The sequence below is a fragment of the Micromonospora palomenae genome, from assembly GCF_007829925.1.
GTDB lineage: Bacteria > Actinomycetota > Actinomycetes > Mycobacteriales > Micromonosporaceae > Micromonospora > Micromonospora purpureochromogenes.
Genome location: NZ_VIXA01000002.1, coordinates 1,993,966 through 2,009,736 on the forward strand (window position 1 = coordinate 1,993,966; position 15,771 = coordinate 2,009,736).

Sequence of the window (15,771 nt, forward strand, 5' to 3'; positions counted from 1 at the left end):
GACGCCGGGCGCGCTCGCGCCCGGCGAGGGACAGGCGATCCGGTGCCGGTGGGCTCCGGGCGGAGGAGGTGATGGCGGATGGAACCCCGGCGGGACCCACGCGGGGCGTTGGTGCGGCCGTACGCGGTCACCCGGGGCCGTACCGAGCCGAGCCGGGACATCGCCCTGGAGGCGGTGCTGTCGGCCAGCCTCACCCAGAGTGCGGAAGCGCGCTTCGCCGGGCACGACAAGTACCGCATCGCCACGGTCTGCGAGGGCCGGGCACAGTCGCTGGCGGAAATCGCCGCGTACACCCGGATGCCGCTGGGCGTCACCCGGGTGCTGGTCGCCGACATGGTGGCCGAGGGCCTGCTGACGCTACACACTGCCGCTCCGGCCGAGGGCTACGAGGAGCGGATGAACCTGCTGGGAAGGGTGCTAAGTGGACTTCGCGAACTATGACCCCGCCGGGGCGCGCCGCAGCCGGGAGATCATCTCCGCGAAGATCGTGGTCGCGGGTGGCTTCGGCGTGGGCAAGACGACAATGGTCGGCGCCATCTCCGAGATCACGCCGCTGACCACCGAGGCGCTGATGACGGCGGCCGGGGTCGGCATCGACGACCCGTCGAAGGTGCCCGGCAAGGAGACCACCACGGTCGCCATGGACTTCGGCCGGATCACCATGGCGCAGGACCTGATCCTGTACCTGTTCGGCACTCCGGGGCAGACCCGGTTCTGGTTCATGTGGGACGAGATCATCCGGGGGGCGGTGGGTGCCGCCGTGCTGGTGGACACCCGCCGGATCACGGACGCCTTCGCGCCGCTGGACTACTTCGAGAACCGCAACCTGCCGTACGTGGTGGCGCTGAACCGGTTCGACGACGCGCCGCAGTACGAGCCGGAGGAGGTCCGCGAGGCGCTGGCCATCTCGCCGGACGTGCCGCTGGTGATGTGCGACGCCCGGCGGCGGGACTCGGTGAAGCAGGTGCTGGTGACCGTGGTCGAGCACGCCATGCTGCGGCTGGAGTCCGAGCACGGCCGGGGCTACGCCCCGGTGGGCTGAACCGCCTCCGGGTCAGTCGACCCGGAGGCGGTAGCCCCGCTTGACCACGGTCTGCACCACGCGGGGGGCCTGCAGCCCGACCCGCAGCCGGGCCACCGCCATCTCCACCGCGTGCTCGTCCGCGCCCCGGGGCAGGGTCCGCAGCAGCGAGGTGCGGGACAGCACCCGGCCGGGCGACGCGGCGAGCGCCCGCAGCACCGCCATCGGGGCGGGCGCGAGCGGCCGCAGCTCCCCGTCGACCACGGCCGCGTGCCCGCGCAGGGTCAGCAGATGCCCGGCGGCCTTGACGGTCACCGTACGGCGGGGCAGCTCGTCGACGATCTGCCGGACCAGCGCCCCGAGGCGGGCCCGGGCGGGCGCGCTGACCGGCACGCCCCGGCGGACCAGCGGCTCCGCGGTGACCGCGCCCACGCAGCTGGCCAGCACGTCCCCGCGCATCGCCTCCAGCACCGTCTCGGCCCGGTCGCCGGCCGCCCGCAGCAGCGCCTCCGCCGCCGGCGCGGAGGTGAAGGTGACGGCGTCGACCAGCCGGCCGGCGACCAGGTCGATCAGCCGGTGCAGCGGGGCCGGGTCGGTGGGCGGCGCCCAGCGGTAGACCGGCACCTCGATCACGGTGGCCCCGGCCGCCTCCAGCGCCTCGGTGCACTCCGGCTGCCGGTCGCCGTGCAGCTGCATGGCGATGACCTGGCCGGCCACCCCACGCGCACGCAGGTGGTCGATTACCTCGTCGCAGCTCTCCGACTCCGGCGACCACTGGTCGTGCAGCCCGGCGGCCCGGATCGCGCCGCGCGCCTTGGGTCCCCGGGCCACCACGTACGACTGGGAGAGCACCGAGCGCAGCGGCTCGGCGAGCCCCCAGCCCTCGGCCGCCTCCAGCCAGCCGCGCATCCCGATGCCGGTGTTCGCCATCAGGATGTCCGGCGGCCGGTCCAGGCAGGCGCGGGTGGCCTCGCGCAGGTCGGTGTCGTCGGCCAGCGGCACGATCCGCAGGGCCGGGGCGAGCACCACCCGGGCGCCGCGGCGTTGCAGCAGCGCGGCCAGCTCGTCGCGCCGCCGGTCGGCGGTGACCCCGATGGTGAAGCCGGCCAGTTCCTCCCGCATCACTCCTCCTGTCGCAGCCGCACCTCGACCAGCCCGTCCCGGCAGCGGACCCGGTGCACGGGCAGCGTCACGCCGGGCAGGTCCAGACAGCGCCCGGTACGCAGGTCGTAGACCTGCTTGTGCAGCGGGGAGGCGAGGGTCGGCACCCCGCCGCGGCTGCCCACGATGCCCCGGGACATCACGTACGCGCCGCCGACCGGGTCGAGGTTGTCGACCGCGAACAGCTCCCCGCCGGTCGAGAAGAGCGCCACCTGTACGCCGTCGACCAGCGCGGCGACGCCCCGGTCGGGATCCAGCCGGTCGAGGGGGCAGACGGCCGTCCAGTCCAGGGTGCTCGTCAGGCTCATCGCCCTGTCTCCGTCCACGGTGCTCGTCGGGCTCATCGCCGTACCTCCGGAAGGCCGAGGGCGACCGGCTGGCGGCGGCGGTCGGCCGCCGGGGTGGCTGGTGCGCCGCGCGCGGGCACCGGCTGCCCGCGCTCGACGGCGAAGCTGATCGACGGGTCGGGCACGTCCGGGGCGTTGACGAAGGAGGTGAAGCGGCGCAGCCGCTCCGGGTCGTCGAGGACGTCGCGCCACTCGTCGGAGTAGGCCGCCACGTGCCGGGCCATCGCCGCGTCGAGTTCGGCGCAGAGCCCGAGCGAGTCGTCCACGATCACCGAGCGCAGGTGGTCGAGGCCGCCGTCCATCGCCTCGATCCAGGCGGCGGTGCGTTGCAGCCGGTCGGCGGTGCGGATGTAGTACATCAGGAATCTGTCGATCAGCTGAATCAGCGCTTCTGTGGACAGATCGGTGGCGAAGAGGTCGGCGTGCCGGGGCCGGAAGCCACCGTTGCCGCCGACGTAGAGGTTCCAGCCGGTGTCGGTGGCGATGATGCCGAAGTCCTTGCTGCGGGCCTCGGCGCACTCCCGGGCGCAGCCGGACACCGCCGACTTGATCTTGTGGGGGGCGCGCAGGCCCCGGTAGCGCAGCTCCAGCGCGATGGCCAGGCCGACCGAGTCCTGCACCCCGTACCGGCACCAGGTCTCGCCGACGCAGGACTTCACCGTCCGCAGCGCCTTGCCGTACGCGTGGCCGGACTCGAAGCCCGCGTCGACCAGCCGGCGCCAGATCTGCGGCAGTTGCTCGACCCGGGCCCCGAACAGGTCGATCCGCTGCCCGCCCGTGATCTTGGTGTAGAGCCGGAAGTCACGCGCCACCTCGCCGATCACGATCAGCTTCTCCGGGGTGATCTCCCCGCCGGGGATCCGGGGCACCACCGAGTAGCTGCCGTCGCGTTGCAGGTTGGCCAGGAAGTGGTCGTTGGTGTCCTGCAACGAGGCCTGCTCGCCGTCGAGCACGTGCCCGGTGCCGAGCGAGGCCAGGATCGAGGCCACCACCGGCTTGCAGATGTCGCAGCCTCGCCCCCGCCCGTGCTCGGCGATGAGCCCGGAGAAGGTGCGGATGCCGCGCACCCGGACGATGTCGAAGAGTTCCTGTCGGCTGGCGTCGAAGTGCTCGCAGAGCGCCGTGGACTGCTTCACCCCGGCCGCGTCGAGCAACTGCTTGAGCATCGGCACGCACGATCCGCAGCTGGTGCCGGCCCGGGTGCACGCCTTCAGCGCCGGCACGTCCGTCGCGCCGCCGGCGATCGCGGTGTCGATGTCGTCGCGGGTCACCGCGTTGCAGGAGCAGACCTGCGCCGCGCCGGGCAGCGCCCCGGCCCCGGCGCCCGCCCCGCCGGCCGGGGCCAGCAGCGCCAGCGGGGGAGCGGGCAGCGGCCCGCCCACGCTGGCCCGCAGGGTGGGGTAGGCGCTCGCGTCGCCGACCAGCACGCCGCCGAGCAGCGTCTGCGCGTCGTCGGAGAGGACCAGCTTCGCGTACGACCGGGTGGCCGGGTCGGTGAAGGTCACGTCCAGGCAGCCCGCCGTCGTGCCGTGCGCGTCGCCGAACGAGGCCACGTCCACGCCGAGCAGCTTGAGCTTGGTGGCGGTGTCCGCCCCGGGGAAGGTCGCCGACCCGCCGAGCAGCCGGTCGGCGACGACCTCGGCCATCGCGTACCCGGGGGCGACCAGGCCGTGGCAGGTGCCGTCGACCGCCGCGCACTCGCCCACCGCCCAGATCCGCTCGTCGTCGCTGCGGCAGGTCGCGTCGACCAGCACCCCGCCGCGCGGGCCCAGCGGCAGCCCGGCGGCCCGGGCCAGCTCGTCGCGGGGGCGGATGCCGGCGGCGACGACGACCAGTTCGGCGTCGACCGTGCTGCCGTCGGAGAGCTCCAGCCCGGCGACGACGCCGTCCGGGCCGGGGCGCAGCGCGGTGGTGGCCACCCCGAGGTGGGTGGCGACCCCCAGCTCCTCGACGTAGCGGCGCAGCATCGCGCCACCCGCCTCGTCGACCTGCACCGGCATCAGCCGGGGCGCGAACTCGACCACGTGGGTGGCCAGGCCGAGCAGGCGCAGGGCGTTGGCCGCCTCCAGGCCGAGCAGGCCGCCGCCGATCACCGCGCCGGTACGCCGACCCCGGGCGTGCGCCCGGATCGCCTCCAGGTCGTCCAGGGTGCGGTAGACGAAGACCCCGGGCAGCGTCGCGCCGTCCACCGGTGGCACGAACGGGTACGACCCGGTGGCCAGCACCAGCGCGTCGTACGGGTGCTCGCCGGCCGCGGTGGTCACCACCCGCCGTTCCCGGTCGACGCCGGTGACGGCCTCGCCGAGGCGCAGGTCGACCCCGTCGTCGGGGGTGTGCAGGTTCAGCTCGTCGGCACCCACCCCGTCGAAGAACGCCGAGAGCCGCACCCGGTCGTACGCCGCCCGGTGTTCCTCGGCGAGCACCGTCACCCGCCACCGCCGGTCGTGGTCGCGGGCGCGCAGCGCCTCGACGAACCGTTGTCCGACCATGCCGTTGCCGACGACGACCAATCGTCCGCCGGTCATCGCGTCACCTCCTCGCGGTCCGTCGCGTCAGTTCCGTCGATCGCTTCTCGTCCGGTCACCGGGTCGCCCCCACCGAGTCCGCCTCGGACAGCCAGTCGACGATGCCGGCGACCGCTTCCCGGCAGCCGCCGCAGCCGGTGGCGGCCCGGGTCGTCGCCACCACCTCGTCCACCGTCCGGGCCCCGGCCCGCCAGCAGGCGACCAGCGCGCCCTTGCGCACGTCGTTGCACTGGCAGACGGTGGCCGCGTCCGGCATCAGCGCCGGGGACTCCGCCGGCGCGGCGGCGGTGCCGCCCAGCGCGCGGCCCAGCAGCAGCGCCCGCCGGTCGGCCGGCACCGGCGCGCCCCGGTCGAAGAGCTGCACCACCTGACCGACCGACGGGTTGTCCCCGAGCAGGATCGCGGCGGTCAGCCGCTCCTCGTGGATGCGCAGCCGGGCGTAGGTGCCCCGGGCCGGGTCCGCGAAGGTCAGCTCCTCGCCCGGGCCGTCGGCGGGGTCGCCCATGGCGGCGAGGTCGATGCCGGCCGCCTTGAGCCGGGTCACCACCGGCCGGGGCCGGTACCGGGCGGCCGGGTCCTCGCCGGTGAGCGCCTGGGCCAGCACCCGGGCCTGCGCCCAGGCCGGCGCGACCAGCCCGGTCAGCGTGCCGTCGTGCTGGGCGCAGTCGCCGATCGCCGAGATCCGGGGGTCGCCGGTGCGGAGCTGGTCGTCGACCACCACGCCCCGCTCCACGGCCAGCCCGGCCGCGGCGGCCAGCGCGGTGTCGGGGCGTACCCCGCAGGAGATCACCAGCAGGTCGGCGGAGAGCGACCGGCCGTCGGCCAGGTCGAGGCGGACCCCGTCGGCGTCCGCCGCCACCCGGGTGGCCGCGACGGCCAGGTGGGTGGTCACCCCGAGGCCGGCCAGGGTGCCGGCCAGCACGGCCGCGCCGGTCGGGTCGAGTTGGCGTTCCATCAGGTACGGCACCGGGTGCACCACGCCGACGTCGAGCCCCCGGGCGGCGAGCCCGCGCGCCGCCTCCAGCCCGAGCAGCCCGCCGCCGAGCACCAGGGCGCTGCGGGCGCCCTCGGCGGCGGCGAGGATCCGCCGGCAGTCGTCCAGCGTGCGGAACGGAACCACCCGCTCGGGCAGGTCGGCCGGGTCCAGGCCGGGCAGCGGCGGCACGATGGCCCGGCTGCCGGTGGCGAGCACCAGGTGGTCGTAGGGGATCCGGTCGCCGTCGTCGGTGTGGACCACGCGGGCGTCCCGGTCGATCGTGGTCACCTGCACGCCGGTGCGCACGTCGACGCCCTGCCCGGCCACCTCGGCCAGCTCCACGTCCGGCTCGGCGACCTTCCCCGCCAGCAGGGTGGAGAGCATGATCCGGTTGTACGCCCGGTGCGGCTCCGCCCCGAGCACGACGACCTTCAGGTCCCCGTCCCGGGCGTGCAGTTCGGCGGCGAGCCGGGACCCGGCCATGCCGTATCCCACGATGACCACGTTCATGCCTTCTCCACCCGTACGGCGCAGATCTTGAATTCGGGCATCCCGGAGACCGGGTCCGTCGCGTCACTGGTCACGGAGTTGGCCCGGGCCGCGCCGCCCCAGTGGAACGGCGCGAAGACGGTGTCCGGCCGGATCGTCGGGGTGAGCCGGGCCGGGGCCCGTAGCTCGCCCCGGCGGGAGGCGACCCGCACCTGGTCGCCCTCGGCCACCCCGAGCCGGGCGGCCAGGTCCGGGTGCAGCTCGACGAAGCCGCCGGGGGCGGCCCGACGCAGCGCGGCGACCCGCCGGGTCTGGGTGCCGGACTGGTACTGGGCGAGCACCCGACCGGTGGTGAAGTGCAGCGGATAGTCGGTGCAGACCGGCTCGGCGGCGGGCCGGTGGGTCACCGGCTGGAACCGGGCCCGGCCGTCCGGGGTGGCGAACGAGTCGGCGAAGAGGCGGGGCGTGTCCGGCCCGGCCGGGTCGGGGCAGGGCCAGAAGACGCCCTCGTCGGCCTCGATCCGCTCCCAGCTCACCCCGGCGTAGTCGGCGACGCCGCCGGCCGAGGCCCGGCGCAGCTCGGTGAAGACTTCGGCCGGGTCGGTCGGGAAGGACGCCGGGGCGTCCAGCCGGTCGGCCAGCTCGGCGAGGACCGCAAGGTCGCTCCGGACCCCGGGCGGCGGCTCGCGCAGCGCCCGGCGGCGCAGCACCCGACCCTCCAGGTTGGTCATCGTGCCGTCCTCCTCGGCCCACTGCGCGACGGGCAGCACCACGTCGGCGAGGGCGGCCGTCTCGGAGAGCAGGAAGTCGGCCACCACCAGCAGGTCGAGCCCGCGCAGCCGGGACTCGATCCGGGCCGCCCGGGGCGCGGAGACCACCGGGTTGGAGCCGAAGACCAGCATCGCCCGGGGACCGCCCGGGGTGCCGAGCGACTCCAGCAGCTGGTACGCCGGCACGCCCGGCCCGGGCAGGTCGTCCGGGTCGACGCCCCAGACGCCCGCCACGTGCTCCCGGGCCGCCGGGTCGTCGATCTTGCGATAGCCGGGGAGCTGGTCGGCCTTCTGCCCGTGTTCCCGGCCGCCCTGGCCGTTGCCCTGGCCGGTCAGGCAGCCGTAGCCGGAGCCGGGGCGGCCGGGCAGGCCGAGGGCGAGCGCCAGGTTGACGAAGGCGCTGACGGTGTCGACGCCCTTGGCGTGCTGTTCCGCGCCCCGGGCGGTGAGGATGATCGCGCTGCCGGCGGTGCCGAGCGCGCGGGCGGTCGCCTCCAGGTCGGCCACCGGCACTCCGGAGAGCCGTTCCACCTCCGCCGGCCAGTAGCCGGCCACGGTGCGGCGTACCTCGTCGAAGCCGGTGGTCCGGGCGGCCACGTAGTCGCGGTCGATGAGGCCCTCGGTGAGCGCGACGTGCAGCAGCGCGTTGGCCACCGCGAGGTCGGTGCCGGGCAGCGGTTGCAGGTGCAGGTCGGCCTGCCGGGCGGTGGCGGTGACCCGGGGGTCGACCACGATCAGGCGTCCGCCGCGTTCCCGCTGGTCGGCCAGGTGGCGCATCAGCGGCGGCATGGTCTCCGCCGGGTTGGCGCCGACCAGCAGCAGGGTCTCCGCGCGGCCGAGGTCGGCCAGCGGGAAGGGCAGCCCCCGGTCGACGCCGAAGGCGCGGATCCCGGCCGCGGCGGCCGAGGACATGCACCACCGGCCGTTGTAGTCGATGTGCCGGGTACGCAGCGCCACCCGGGCGAACTTGCCGAGCGCGTACGCCTTCTCGTTGGTGAGCCCGCCGCCGCCGAAGACCGCGACCGCGTCCCGGCCGTATCCCGTCTGGACGGCGCGGATGCCGGCGGCGATCCGGTCGAGCGCGGCCGCCCAGGTCGCCGGGCGCAGCTCGCCGGTGGCCGGGTCGCGCACCAGCGGGGTGGTCAGCCGGTCCGGGTGGTCCAGCAGTTCGGCGGCGGTCCAGCCCTTCTGGCACAGCCCGCCCCGGTTGGTGGGGAACTGGCGGGGAAGCACCTCCACCCGGTCGCCGGTCTCGCGCAGGACCATCCCGCACTGCAGGGCGCAGTACGGGCAGTGCGTCTCCGCCTGCCGGGGGTCGCCCCCCGATCGGGTCGCGGAGCGGGCACGGTCTGTCATGCCAGTGAAGCGTGCCGGGGGGCGGTTTCCGGTCCGGGTCCCGTCTGTTTCGGTCCTGTCAAGAGCGCCTCACACCGCACCGGAGCAGCCGGCCGGTCGGTGGGTCTATGATGTGGGACGATCGTCCTGAAATATGGGAGGTGATGATGAGCGTGACAGCGGCGTTCGATGCGGTGGCCGGCAGCTACGACCAGGCCAGACGGCGCCTGGTGCCACGCTTCGACGACTTCTACGGCACGGCGGTGGAGGTGGCGGCCGTGCCGCTGCGGGCCGCGCTGGCCGCGGGGCGTACCCCCGAGGTGCTGGACCTGGGCGCGGGCACCGGGCTGCTCTCGCTGCTGCTCACCGCGGCGCTGCCCGGGGTCCGGGTGACCCTGCTCGACGGCGCCCCGCGGATGCTGGCGGTGGCCGCCGACGCGCTGGCCGCCCGGGGCGTGCCGCACCGGACGGTGGTCGCCGACCTGGCCGATCCGCTCCCCGCCGGCCGGTACGACGCGGTGGTCTCCGCCCTGGCCGTCCACCACCTCGACGACGACGGCAAGCGCGCCCTCTACCGGCGCGCCGCCGCGGCGCTGACGCCCGGCGGGGTGTTCGTCAACGCCGAACAGGTCGCCGGCCCGACCCCCGCGCTGGACCGCCGCTACGACGAGGTCTGGGTGGCCCAGGCCACCGCGCTCGGGTCCGACGACGCGGAGCTGGCCGCCGCCCGGGAGCGGATGCGGCACGACCGGCCGGCGCCGGTGGACGCGCAGTGCCGGTGGCTCGCCGAGGCCGGGCTGGTCGACGTGGACTGCTTCTTCAAGGCGTGGCGGTTCGCCGTCTTCGGCGGCACCCGCCCGCCCGCCTGACCCCAAACCCCCTGGAGGCCCGCGCACTTTCAGAGAAAGCGTGGCTATTCCGCCTCGGATGGCCACTCTTTCTCTGAAAGTGCGCTCAGGGGGCGGGGGAGTGCGGGGAGGCGCGGCGGGGGCGTTTTGAGCGGTTGGCTGATCGGCGCGAAGCGGGATGACTGCTGGTCATACCAGCGGGTAGTCTCAGCGGCATGACTGCCAAGGTGACGCTGTCGTTCTCCGACGAGACGATCGAGGAGGCACGCCGGTTCGCCAAGCGCGAGGGGCTGTCGCTCTCCGCGTGGATGGACCAGGCGGCCCGGGAGAAGGCGCTGCGCGAGGTCTTCACCGCGCACGCCGCCGCGGTCGGCCGGGCGGGGCTCGACCTGGAGACCGCCGCGCTCGCCGACGCCCGGGAGGTCGGCATGGTCGACGACGCGCTCTTCGGCGGACGTCCGCGTGCTGCGTAGGGGCGAGATCTGGCGGATCGAGGGCGCCCGGGAACGGCTCGGGCTGGTGATCAGCACCGACGTCTACAACTCCACCGACGTGCCGATCGTGATGGTGGCCGAGGTGGTCGAGACGGCGCTGCTGCGGGACTCCCCGCTCGCCGTGCCAATGGGCGGGTACGTGGTGATGCCCGACCGGCTCTCCTCGCCGATGAAGAAGTGGTTCACCGAGTGCGTCGACGTCGCCGACACCGAGACCATGCAGCGGGTGGGGCGGGCGTTGCGCATCCTGCAGCAGCTCTGACCGCCTCACCACCGCCCGGCGGCCGACGTGCGATCTCCGTTTCCGGAACGACCCGCGACAGGCACCGTCGGGTAACCGGCCGTTCCTAACCTCCTGAACGTCACATCGACCAGGAGGAGCCGCCGTGAGCACGCTCGCCCCCACGACAACAGCCCCCGCCGACCCCACGGCCGCCGCCGGGCGCCGGCACCGGATCGACGACTGGCGCCCCGAGGAGCCGACGTTCTGGCGTACGACCGGGGCGCCGATCGCCCGCCGCAACCTCTGGGTGTCGATCTTCGCCGAGCACGTCGGGTTCTCCGTGTGGAGCCTCTGGTCGGTCACCGTGCTCTTCCTCGGTCCCGCGTACGGCATCGACCCGGCGGGCAAGTTCCTGCTCACCGCCGTGCCGGCCGCGCTGGGCGCGGTGCTGCGGCTGCCCTACACGCTGGCGGTGGCCCGCTTCGGCGGCCGGAACTGGACCATCGTCAGCGCCCTGTTGCTGCTGGTGCCGGCGGTGCCGATGACGGTGCTGCTGGAGCCGGGAGTGTCGTACACCACGCTGATGGTGCTGGCCTGCCTCACCGGGGTCGGCGGGGGCAACTTCGCCTCCTCGATGGCGAACATCAACCTCTTCTTCCCGGACCGGCTCAAGGGCCGCGCGCTGGGGCTCAACGCCGGCGGGGGCAACCTCGGCGTACCGGCGGTGCAGCTGGTCGGGCTCGCCGTGCTGGCCACCGCGGGGGCGGCGTACCCCCGGCTGGTGCCGGCGGTCTACCTGCCGCTGATCGTGCTGGCGGCGCTGGCCTCGGCGCGCTGGCTGGACAACCTCCCCGGGGCGCGCAACGAGCCGGGCGCGCTGCGCGAGGCGGCCCGCGAACCGCACACCTGGGTGATGTCGCTGCTCTACATCGGCACCTTCGGTTCCTTCATCGGCTTCGGCTTCGCCTTCGGGCAGGTGCTCCAGCTCCAGTTCGCCGAGCGCTTCCCGACGCCGGTCGACGCCGCCTGGCTGACCTTCCTCGGCCCGCTGGTCGGGTCGCTGATCCGGCCGCTCGGCGGGCAGCTGGCCGACCGGCTCGGCGGGGCCCGGGTCACCTTCTGGAACTTCGTGGCCATGGCCGTCGGCGCCGGGCTGGTGCTGTACGCGGCCCGGGAGCGGTCGTTCCCGCTCTACCTGACCGGGTTCCTGGCGCTCTTCGTCTTCTCCGGGATCGGCAACGGGTCGACGTACAAGATGATCCCGGCGATCTTCCGGGCCCGGGCGGTGGCGGAGGGGGAGCTGACCGGTGACCCCGAGGCGGCCGAGCGGCGGGCCCGCCGGCTCTCCGGGGCACTGATCGGCATCGCCGGGGCGGTCGGCGCGTCCGGCGGGGTGCTGGTCAACATCGCCTTCCGGCAGTCGTTCCTGACCTCCGGCAACGCCGACGCGGCGTACCTGGCCTTCATCGGCTGGTACGCGCTCTGCTTCGCCCTGACCTGGGCGGTGTACCTGCGCCCGGGCCCGCGCCGGCTGGCCGGCGTGTGACCTGTACCATCGTCACGTCGCAAGCCACGCTGGGTGACCCCCCGTTTTGACCTGCCGACGGGGCGCCGGGTATCGTTGCCTGCTGTTGTACGACATCCAGAGGCGTGCCGCATCAGGTACGCTTGGTCGTTCGTGCGCGCCTGGTCACCTCGGCGCGCGACCCCAGACCGACGACGAGACAAGGTAGACCTGTGCGTACGTACAGCCCGAAGCCGGGTGAGATCGAGCGTCAGTGGCACGTTATCGACGCCTCTGATGTCGTGCTGGGCCGCCTGGCCACCCACGCCGCCACGCTGCTGCGCGGCAAGCACAAGCCGACTTTCGCGCCGCACGTCGACACGGGCGACTTCGTCGTCATCGTGAACGCGGGCAAGGTTGCGCTGACCGGCAACAAGCGTCAGACCAAGATTGCCTACCGCCACTCCGGTTACCCGGGTGGTCTGAAGCAGGTCGGCTACGACGAGCTGCTGACCAAGCGTCCCGAGCGGGCCATCGAGCTGGCCGTGAAGGGCATGCTCCCGCACAACAAGCTCGGCCGTCAGCTCATCAAGAAGCTGAAGGTCTACGCCGGTGCCGAGCACCCGCACGGCGCGCAGCAGCCGGTGCCGTTCGAGATCAAGCAGATCGCGCAGTGAGCGCGGGCGAAGGAAGCAGCATGACCGACATCACCGAGACCGAGGTCGCCCCCGAGGCCACCGAGGCGCCGGCGCCCGTCGCCCGCGCGCCTCGTGGTGACCGCCCGATCCAGACCGTGGGTCGGCGCAAGGAGGCCATCGTCCGGGTGCGCATCGTCCCCGGCAGCGGCAAGATCACCTGCAACGGCCGGGACCTCGAGGCCTACTTCCCGAGCAAGGTGCACCAGCAGCTCATCAAGGACCCGCTGGTCACCGCCGAGAAGCCCGAGGCGTTCGACGTCATCGCCAACCTGCGTGGCGGCGGCACCACCGGCCAGGCCGGTGCGCTGCGGCTGGCCATCGCCCGGGCGCTGATCGTCAACGAGCCGGACGACCGCCCGGCCCTGAAGAAGGCCGGCTTCCTGACCCGGGACGCCCGGGTCAAGGAGAGCAAGAAGTACGGCCTCAAGAAGGCCCGTAAGGCTCCTCAGTACTCGAAGCGCTGATCATCAGCGACACGTTGTACTTCTGACGGACGGCCGGGATCGCCTCCCCACACGGGAGGTGGCCCGGCCGTCCGCCGTTTCCCCTGGGACCCTTTCATCGGAGGTTGGCGGGTATGGGCCGGTTGTTCGGCACGGACGGCGTACGCGGGCGGGCGAACGCGGATCTCACCCCCGAGTTGGCGCTGGCGGTGGCGGTGGCCGCCGCGCACACGCTGGCCGAGTCGGACAAGACGCATCCCCCGCTCGCCGTGGTCGGCCGGGACACCCGGGCCAGCGGCGAGATGCTGGAGGCGGCCGTGGTCGCCGGGCTCACCAGCGCCGGCGCCAACGTGGTCCGGGTCGGTGTGCTGCCGACCCCGGCGGTCGCCTTCCTCACCGCGGAGGCCAAGGCCGACCTCGGCGTGATGCTCTCCGCCTCGCACAACCCGATGCCGGACAACGGGATCAAGCTCTTCGCCGCCGGCGGGCACAAGCTGCCGGACGAGATCGAGATGCGGATCGAGGCGGCCGTCGAGGCGAACGCCACCACCGCCTGGGACCGGCCGATCGGCGCCGGTGTCGGCCGGGTGCACGACCTGCTCGACGGCGCCGACCACTACGTGCAGCACCTGGTCGGCACGGTGCCGCACCGGCTGGACGGGATCAAGGTGGTGGTGGACTGCGCCAACGGCGCCGCCGCCGAGGTGGCCCCGGTGGCGTACCGGGAGGCGGGCGCCGAGGTGATCGCCATCCACGCCGAGCCGGACGGGCTCAACATCAACGACGACTGCGGTTCCAACCACATCGACGGGCTGCGCGCCGCCGTCGTCGAGCACGGGGCCCACCTGGGCATCGCGCACGACGGCGACGCCGACCGGTGCGTCGCGGTGACCGCCGACGGCGACGAGGTCGACGGCGACCAGGTGATGGCGATCCTCGCCCTCGCCATGCGGGAGGCCGGCACGCTCGCCCAGGACACCCTGGTCGCGACCGTGATGAGCAACCTCGGCCTGCGCCTGGCGATGTCCGCGGAGGGCATCCGGCTGATCGAGACCAAGGTCGGCGACCGGTACGTCCTGGAGGAGCTGCGCGCCTCCGGCCTCGCCCTCGGCGGCGAGCAGAGCGGTCACATCGTCATGCCGGCGTACGCCACCACCGGCGACGGCGTGCTCACCGGGCTGCACCTGATGTCGCGGCTCGCCGCCACCGGCAAGTCGCTGGCCGAGCTGGCCTCGGTCGTGACGAAGCTGCCGCAGGTCCTGATCAACGTGCCGGTCGGTGACCGTACCGTCGGCGCCGGCGCCCCCGAGGTACGGGCCGAGGTGGAGCGCGCTGAGGCCGAGCTGGGCGAGACCGGCCGGGTGCTGCTGCGCCCGTCCGGCACCGAGCCGCTGGTGCGGGTGATGGTGGAGGCCGCCACCGAGGCGACCGCCCGCAGCGTCGCCGAGCGGATCGCCGAGCACGTACGCGCCGCCAGCCCGACCGCCTGACGGCTCGGCCCGGCCGCGCGCTCAGGGCTCGCGGCCGGGCACCCCGGCGTTCAGAGGCGCGGCCGGGCACCCCGGTCGATACGGAGCGACGGTTGCCGCCCCGATGATGTGGGGCGGCAACCGTCGTCGAATTGCGTCGCGGAATGTGTGCCGGCTCAGTACCTGGTGCCCACGGGCTCGGGGAGGGCGTCGAGTGCCGAACGCGCGTCCCCGGTCAGCGTGATCGAATCCGCGGCCATGTTGTCTTCCAAATGACTGAGCGTCTTCGTGCCCGGAATGGGAACCACGTTGTCGGCGAGCGCCAGTAGCCAGGCGAGCGCCACCTGCGCAGGTGTCGAACCCATCTCGGAACTGACACGAACAATTCGCCGGGCGATTTCTTGATTTGCGGAAATTGTATCCGGTTGGAAACGTGGCAGGTTGCGCCGGCCGTCCCGGACGGGCAGGTCGGCGGTGCCGGCGAAACGACCGGTGAGGAAACCGCGGCCGAGCGGCGCGAACGGCAAAAATGTGATCTGTTGCTCTGTGCAGTACGGCAGGACCGAATCCAGCGGCTCACGCGTCCACAGGGACAGCTCCGACTGGACGCTCGCGACCGGGTGGATCTCCTCGGCCCGCCGGATCTCGTCGACCGACACCTCGGACAACCCGATCATCCGGGCCTTGCCCTCGGTCACCAGCTCGGACAGCGTCCCCCAGCTCTCCTCGATCGGAACGGCCGGGTCGACGCGGTGCAGCTGGTAGAGGTCGACATGGTCCACCCCCAGCCTGAGCAGGCTCGCCTCGCACGCCGCCCGCAGGTGTTCGGGGCGTCCGTTGCGGTGCACCGCCCGGCTGTCGTCGGCCAGCAGGCCGCCCTTGGTCGCCAGCACGACCTGGTCACGGCGCCCGCGCAGCGCCCGGCCGACGAGGCGTTCGTTGGTGAACGGGCCGTACAGGTCCGCCGTGTCGAGGAGGTTGCAGCCCAGCTCGATCGCCCGGTGGATGACCGCGACGGAATGGTCGTCGTCGCGCCCGTCCTCGTCGTATCCCCAGGACATCCCCATGCAGCCGAGGCCGATGGCTCGTATTTGCGGACCGTCGCCGCCGAGCCGTGTGTAGCGCATCTTTTCCCCTATGCCGAATTGGTTGCAATCGGGCTCGGGTCAGCCTATCACTCGCCGTCATTGGATTCGGGTGTGAACATGTGACAGGGTATTGAAATCAGCCATTCGTAACGGGGTATGGTCATTTGTGGCCGGGGGAATTCCCACACGCAGTGGATCTGCGCTGGTGAGTGGCGCGATTGTCGGGTCGGCCGATGTTGTCCGTCGATCGATGCGCCGGGGTTGCCGCGGTGGACCGCGCCACACACCTCGGCAGGGCCAGCCGGAAATGAACAACGGGGAAAAATGGACGGAGCCGAGATTCAGGTGCTGGGGCCGCTCGCGCTGGCCGGCGCGCGGCG

The 15,771-nt window shown here is 73.5% G+C and carries 15 protein-coding genes; 9 read left to right on the forward strand and 6 right to left on the reverse strand.

The window, feature by feature from the left end; translation table 11 throughout:
• The first annotated feature begins 78 nt into the window (after positions 1-78).
• Positions 79-441, forward strand: a complete 363-nt coding sequence (locus FHX75_RS20480; RefSeq protein ID WP_088960287.1) for a DUF742 domain-containing protein — start codon at positions 79-81, stop codon at positions 439-441.
• Positions 422-1,042, forward strand: coding sequence for a GTP-binding protein (locus tag FHX75_RS20485; protein ID WP_088960288.1), 621 nt, complete (start codon positions 422-424; stop codon positions 1,040-1,042). The genes FHX75_RS20480 and FHX75_RS20485 overlap by 20 nt, the downstream gene beginning before the upstream one ends.
• Positions 1,043-1,054: 12 nt before the next feature.
• Here the strand turns inward: FHX75_RS20485 and FHX75_RS20490 are convergent, their stop codons facing one another.
• The 5 genes from FHX75_RS20490 to FHX75_RS20510 are packed head-to-tail and all read right to left on the reverse strand — an operon-like array spanning position 1,055 to position 8,645.
• Positions 1,055-2,143, reverse strand: a complete 1,089-nt coding sequence (locus FHX75_RS20490) for a uroporphyrinogen-III synthase (RefSeq protein WP_154941850.1) — start codon at positions 2,141-2,143, stop codon at positions 1,055-1,057.
• A complete protein-coding gene (gene nirD / locus FHX75_RS20495) occupies positions 2,143-2,490 on the reverse strand; it encodes a nitrite reductase small subunit NirD (RefSeq protein WP_154941851.1) in 348 nt (115 codons plus the stop codon). The genes FHX75_RS20490 and nirD overlap by 1 nt, the downstream gene beginning before the upstream one ends.
• A 32-nt stretch (positions 2,491-2,522) precedes the next feature.
• Complete coding sequence (nirB, locus tag FHX75_RS20500) at positions 2,523-5,054, reverse strand: nitrite reductase large subunit NirB (protein ID WP_154941852.1); 2,532 nt, start codon at positions 5,052-5,054, stop codon at positions 2,523-2,525.
• Between the two features lie 55 nt (positions 5,055-5,109).
• On the reverse strand, positions 5,110-6,540 hold the full coding sequence (locus FHX75_RS20505; protein WP_154941853.1) for an FAD-dependent oxidoreductase: 1,431 nt from the start codon (positions 6,538-6,540) through the stop codon (positions 5,110-5,112).
• On the reverse strand, positions 6,537-8,645 hold the full coding sequence (locus FHX75_RS20510) for a molybdopterin oxidoreductase family protein (protein ID WP_154941854.1): 2,109 nt from the start codon (positions 8,643-8,645) through the stop codon (positions 6,537-6,539). The genes FHX75_RS20505 and FHX75_RS20510 overlap by 4 nt, the downstream gene beginning before the upstream one ends.
• A gap of 146 nt (positions 8,646-8,791) precedes the next feature.
• On the opposite strand from FHX75_RS20510, the gene FHX75_RS20515 reads away from it, so the two are divergent.
• The 7 genes from FHX75_RS20515 (at position 8,792) to glmM (ending at position 14,324) form a co-directional block, all read left to right on the forward strand.
• Positions 8,792-9,493 carry a class I SAM-dependent methyltransferase gene (locus FHX75_RS20515; RefSeq protein ID WP_154941855.1) on the forward strand — a complete coding sequence of 234 codons (702 nt, stop codon included), beginning with the start codon at positions 8,792-8,794 and terminating at the stop codon, positions 9,491-9,493.
• Between the two features lie 194 nt (positions 9,494-9,687).
• On the forward strand, positions 9,688-9,945 hold the full coding sequence (locus tag FHX75_RS20520; protein ID WP_154941856.1) for a DUF6364 family protein: 258 nt from the start codon (positions 9,688-9,690) through the stop codon (positions 9,943-9,945).
• Complete coding sequence (locus FHX75_RS20525) at positions 9,935-10,228, forward strand: type II toxin-antitoxin system PemK/MazF family toxin (RefSeq protein ID WP_088960296.1); 294 nt, start codon at positions 9,935-9,937, stop codon at positions 10,226-10,228. The genes FHX75_RS20520 and FHX75_RS20525 overlap by 11 nt, the downstream gene beginning before the upstream one ends.
• A gap of 124 nt (positions 10,229-10,352) precedes the next feature.
• On the forward strand, positions 10,353-11,735 hold the full coding sequence (locus FHX75_RS20530) for a nitrate/nitrite transporter (protein WP_425463506.1): 1,383 nt from the start codon (positions 10,353-10,355) through the stop codon (positions 11,733-11,735).
• Positions 11,736-11,926: 191 nt separating this feature from the next.
• On the forward strand, positions 11,927-12,370 hold the full coding sequence (gene rplM / locus FHX75_RS20535; protein ID WP_154941857.1) for a 50S ribosomal protein L13: 444 nt from the start codon (positions 11,927-11,929) through the stop codon (positions 12,368-12,370).
• A gap of 20 nt (positions 12,371-12,390) precedes the next feature.
• Positions 12,391-12,855, forward strand: coding sequence for a 30S ribosomal protein S9 (rpsI, locus tag FHX75_RS20540; RefSeq protein ID WP_088998399.1), 465 nt, complete (start codon positions 12,391-12,393; stop codon positions 12,853-12,855).
• 113 nt (positions 12,856-12,968) lie between these two features.
• Positions 12,969-14,324, forward strand: coding sequence for a phosphoglucosamine mutase (glmM, locus tag FHX75_RS20545; protein WP_154941858.1), 1,356 nt, complete (start codon positions 12,969-12,971; stop codon positions 14,322-14,324).
• 155 nt (positions 14,325-14,479) lie between these two features.
• On the opposite strand, the gene FHX75_RS20550 is transcribed toward glmM, so the two are convergent.
• Positions 14,480-15,430 carry an aldo/keto reductase gene (locus tag FHX75_RS20550; RefSeq protein WP_154941859.1) on the reverse strand — a complete coding sequence of 317 codons (951 nt, stop codon included), beginning with the start codon at positions 15,428-15,430 and terminating at the stop codon, positions 14,480-14,482.
• Positions 15,431-15,771: the final 341 nt, after the last annotated feature.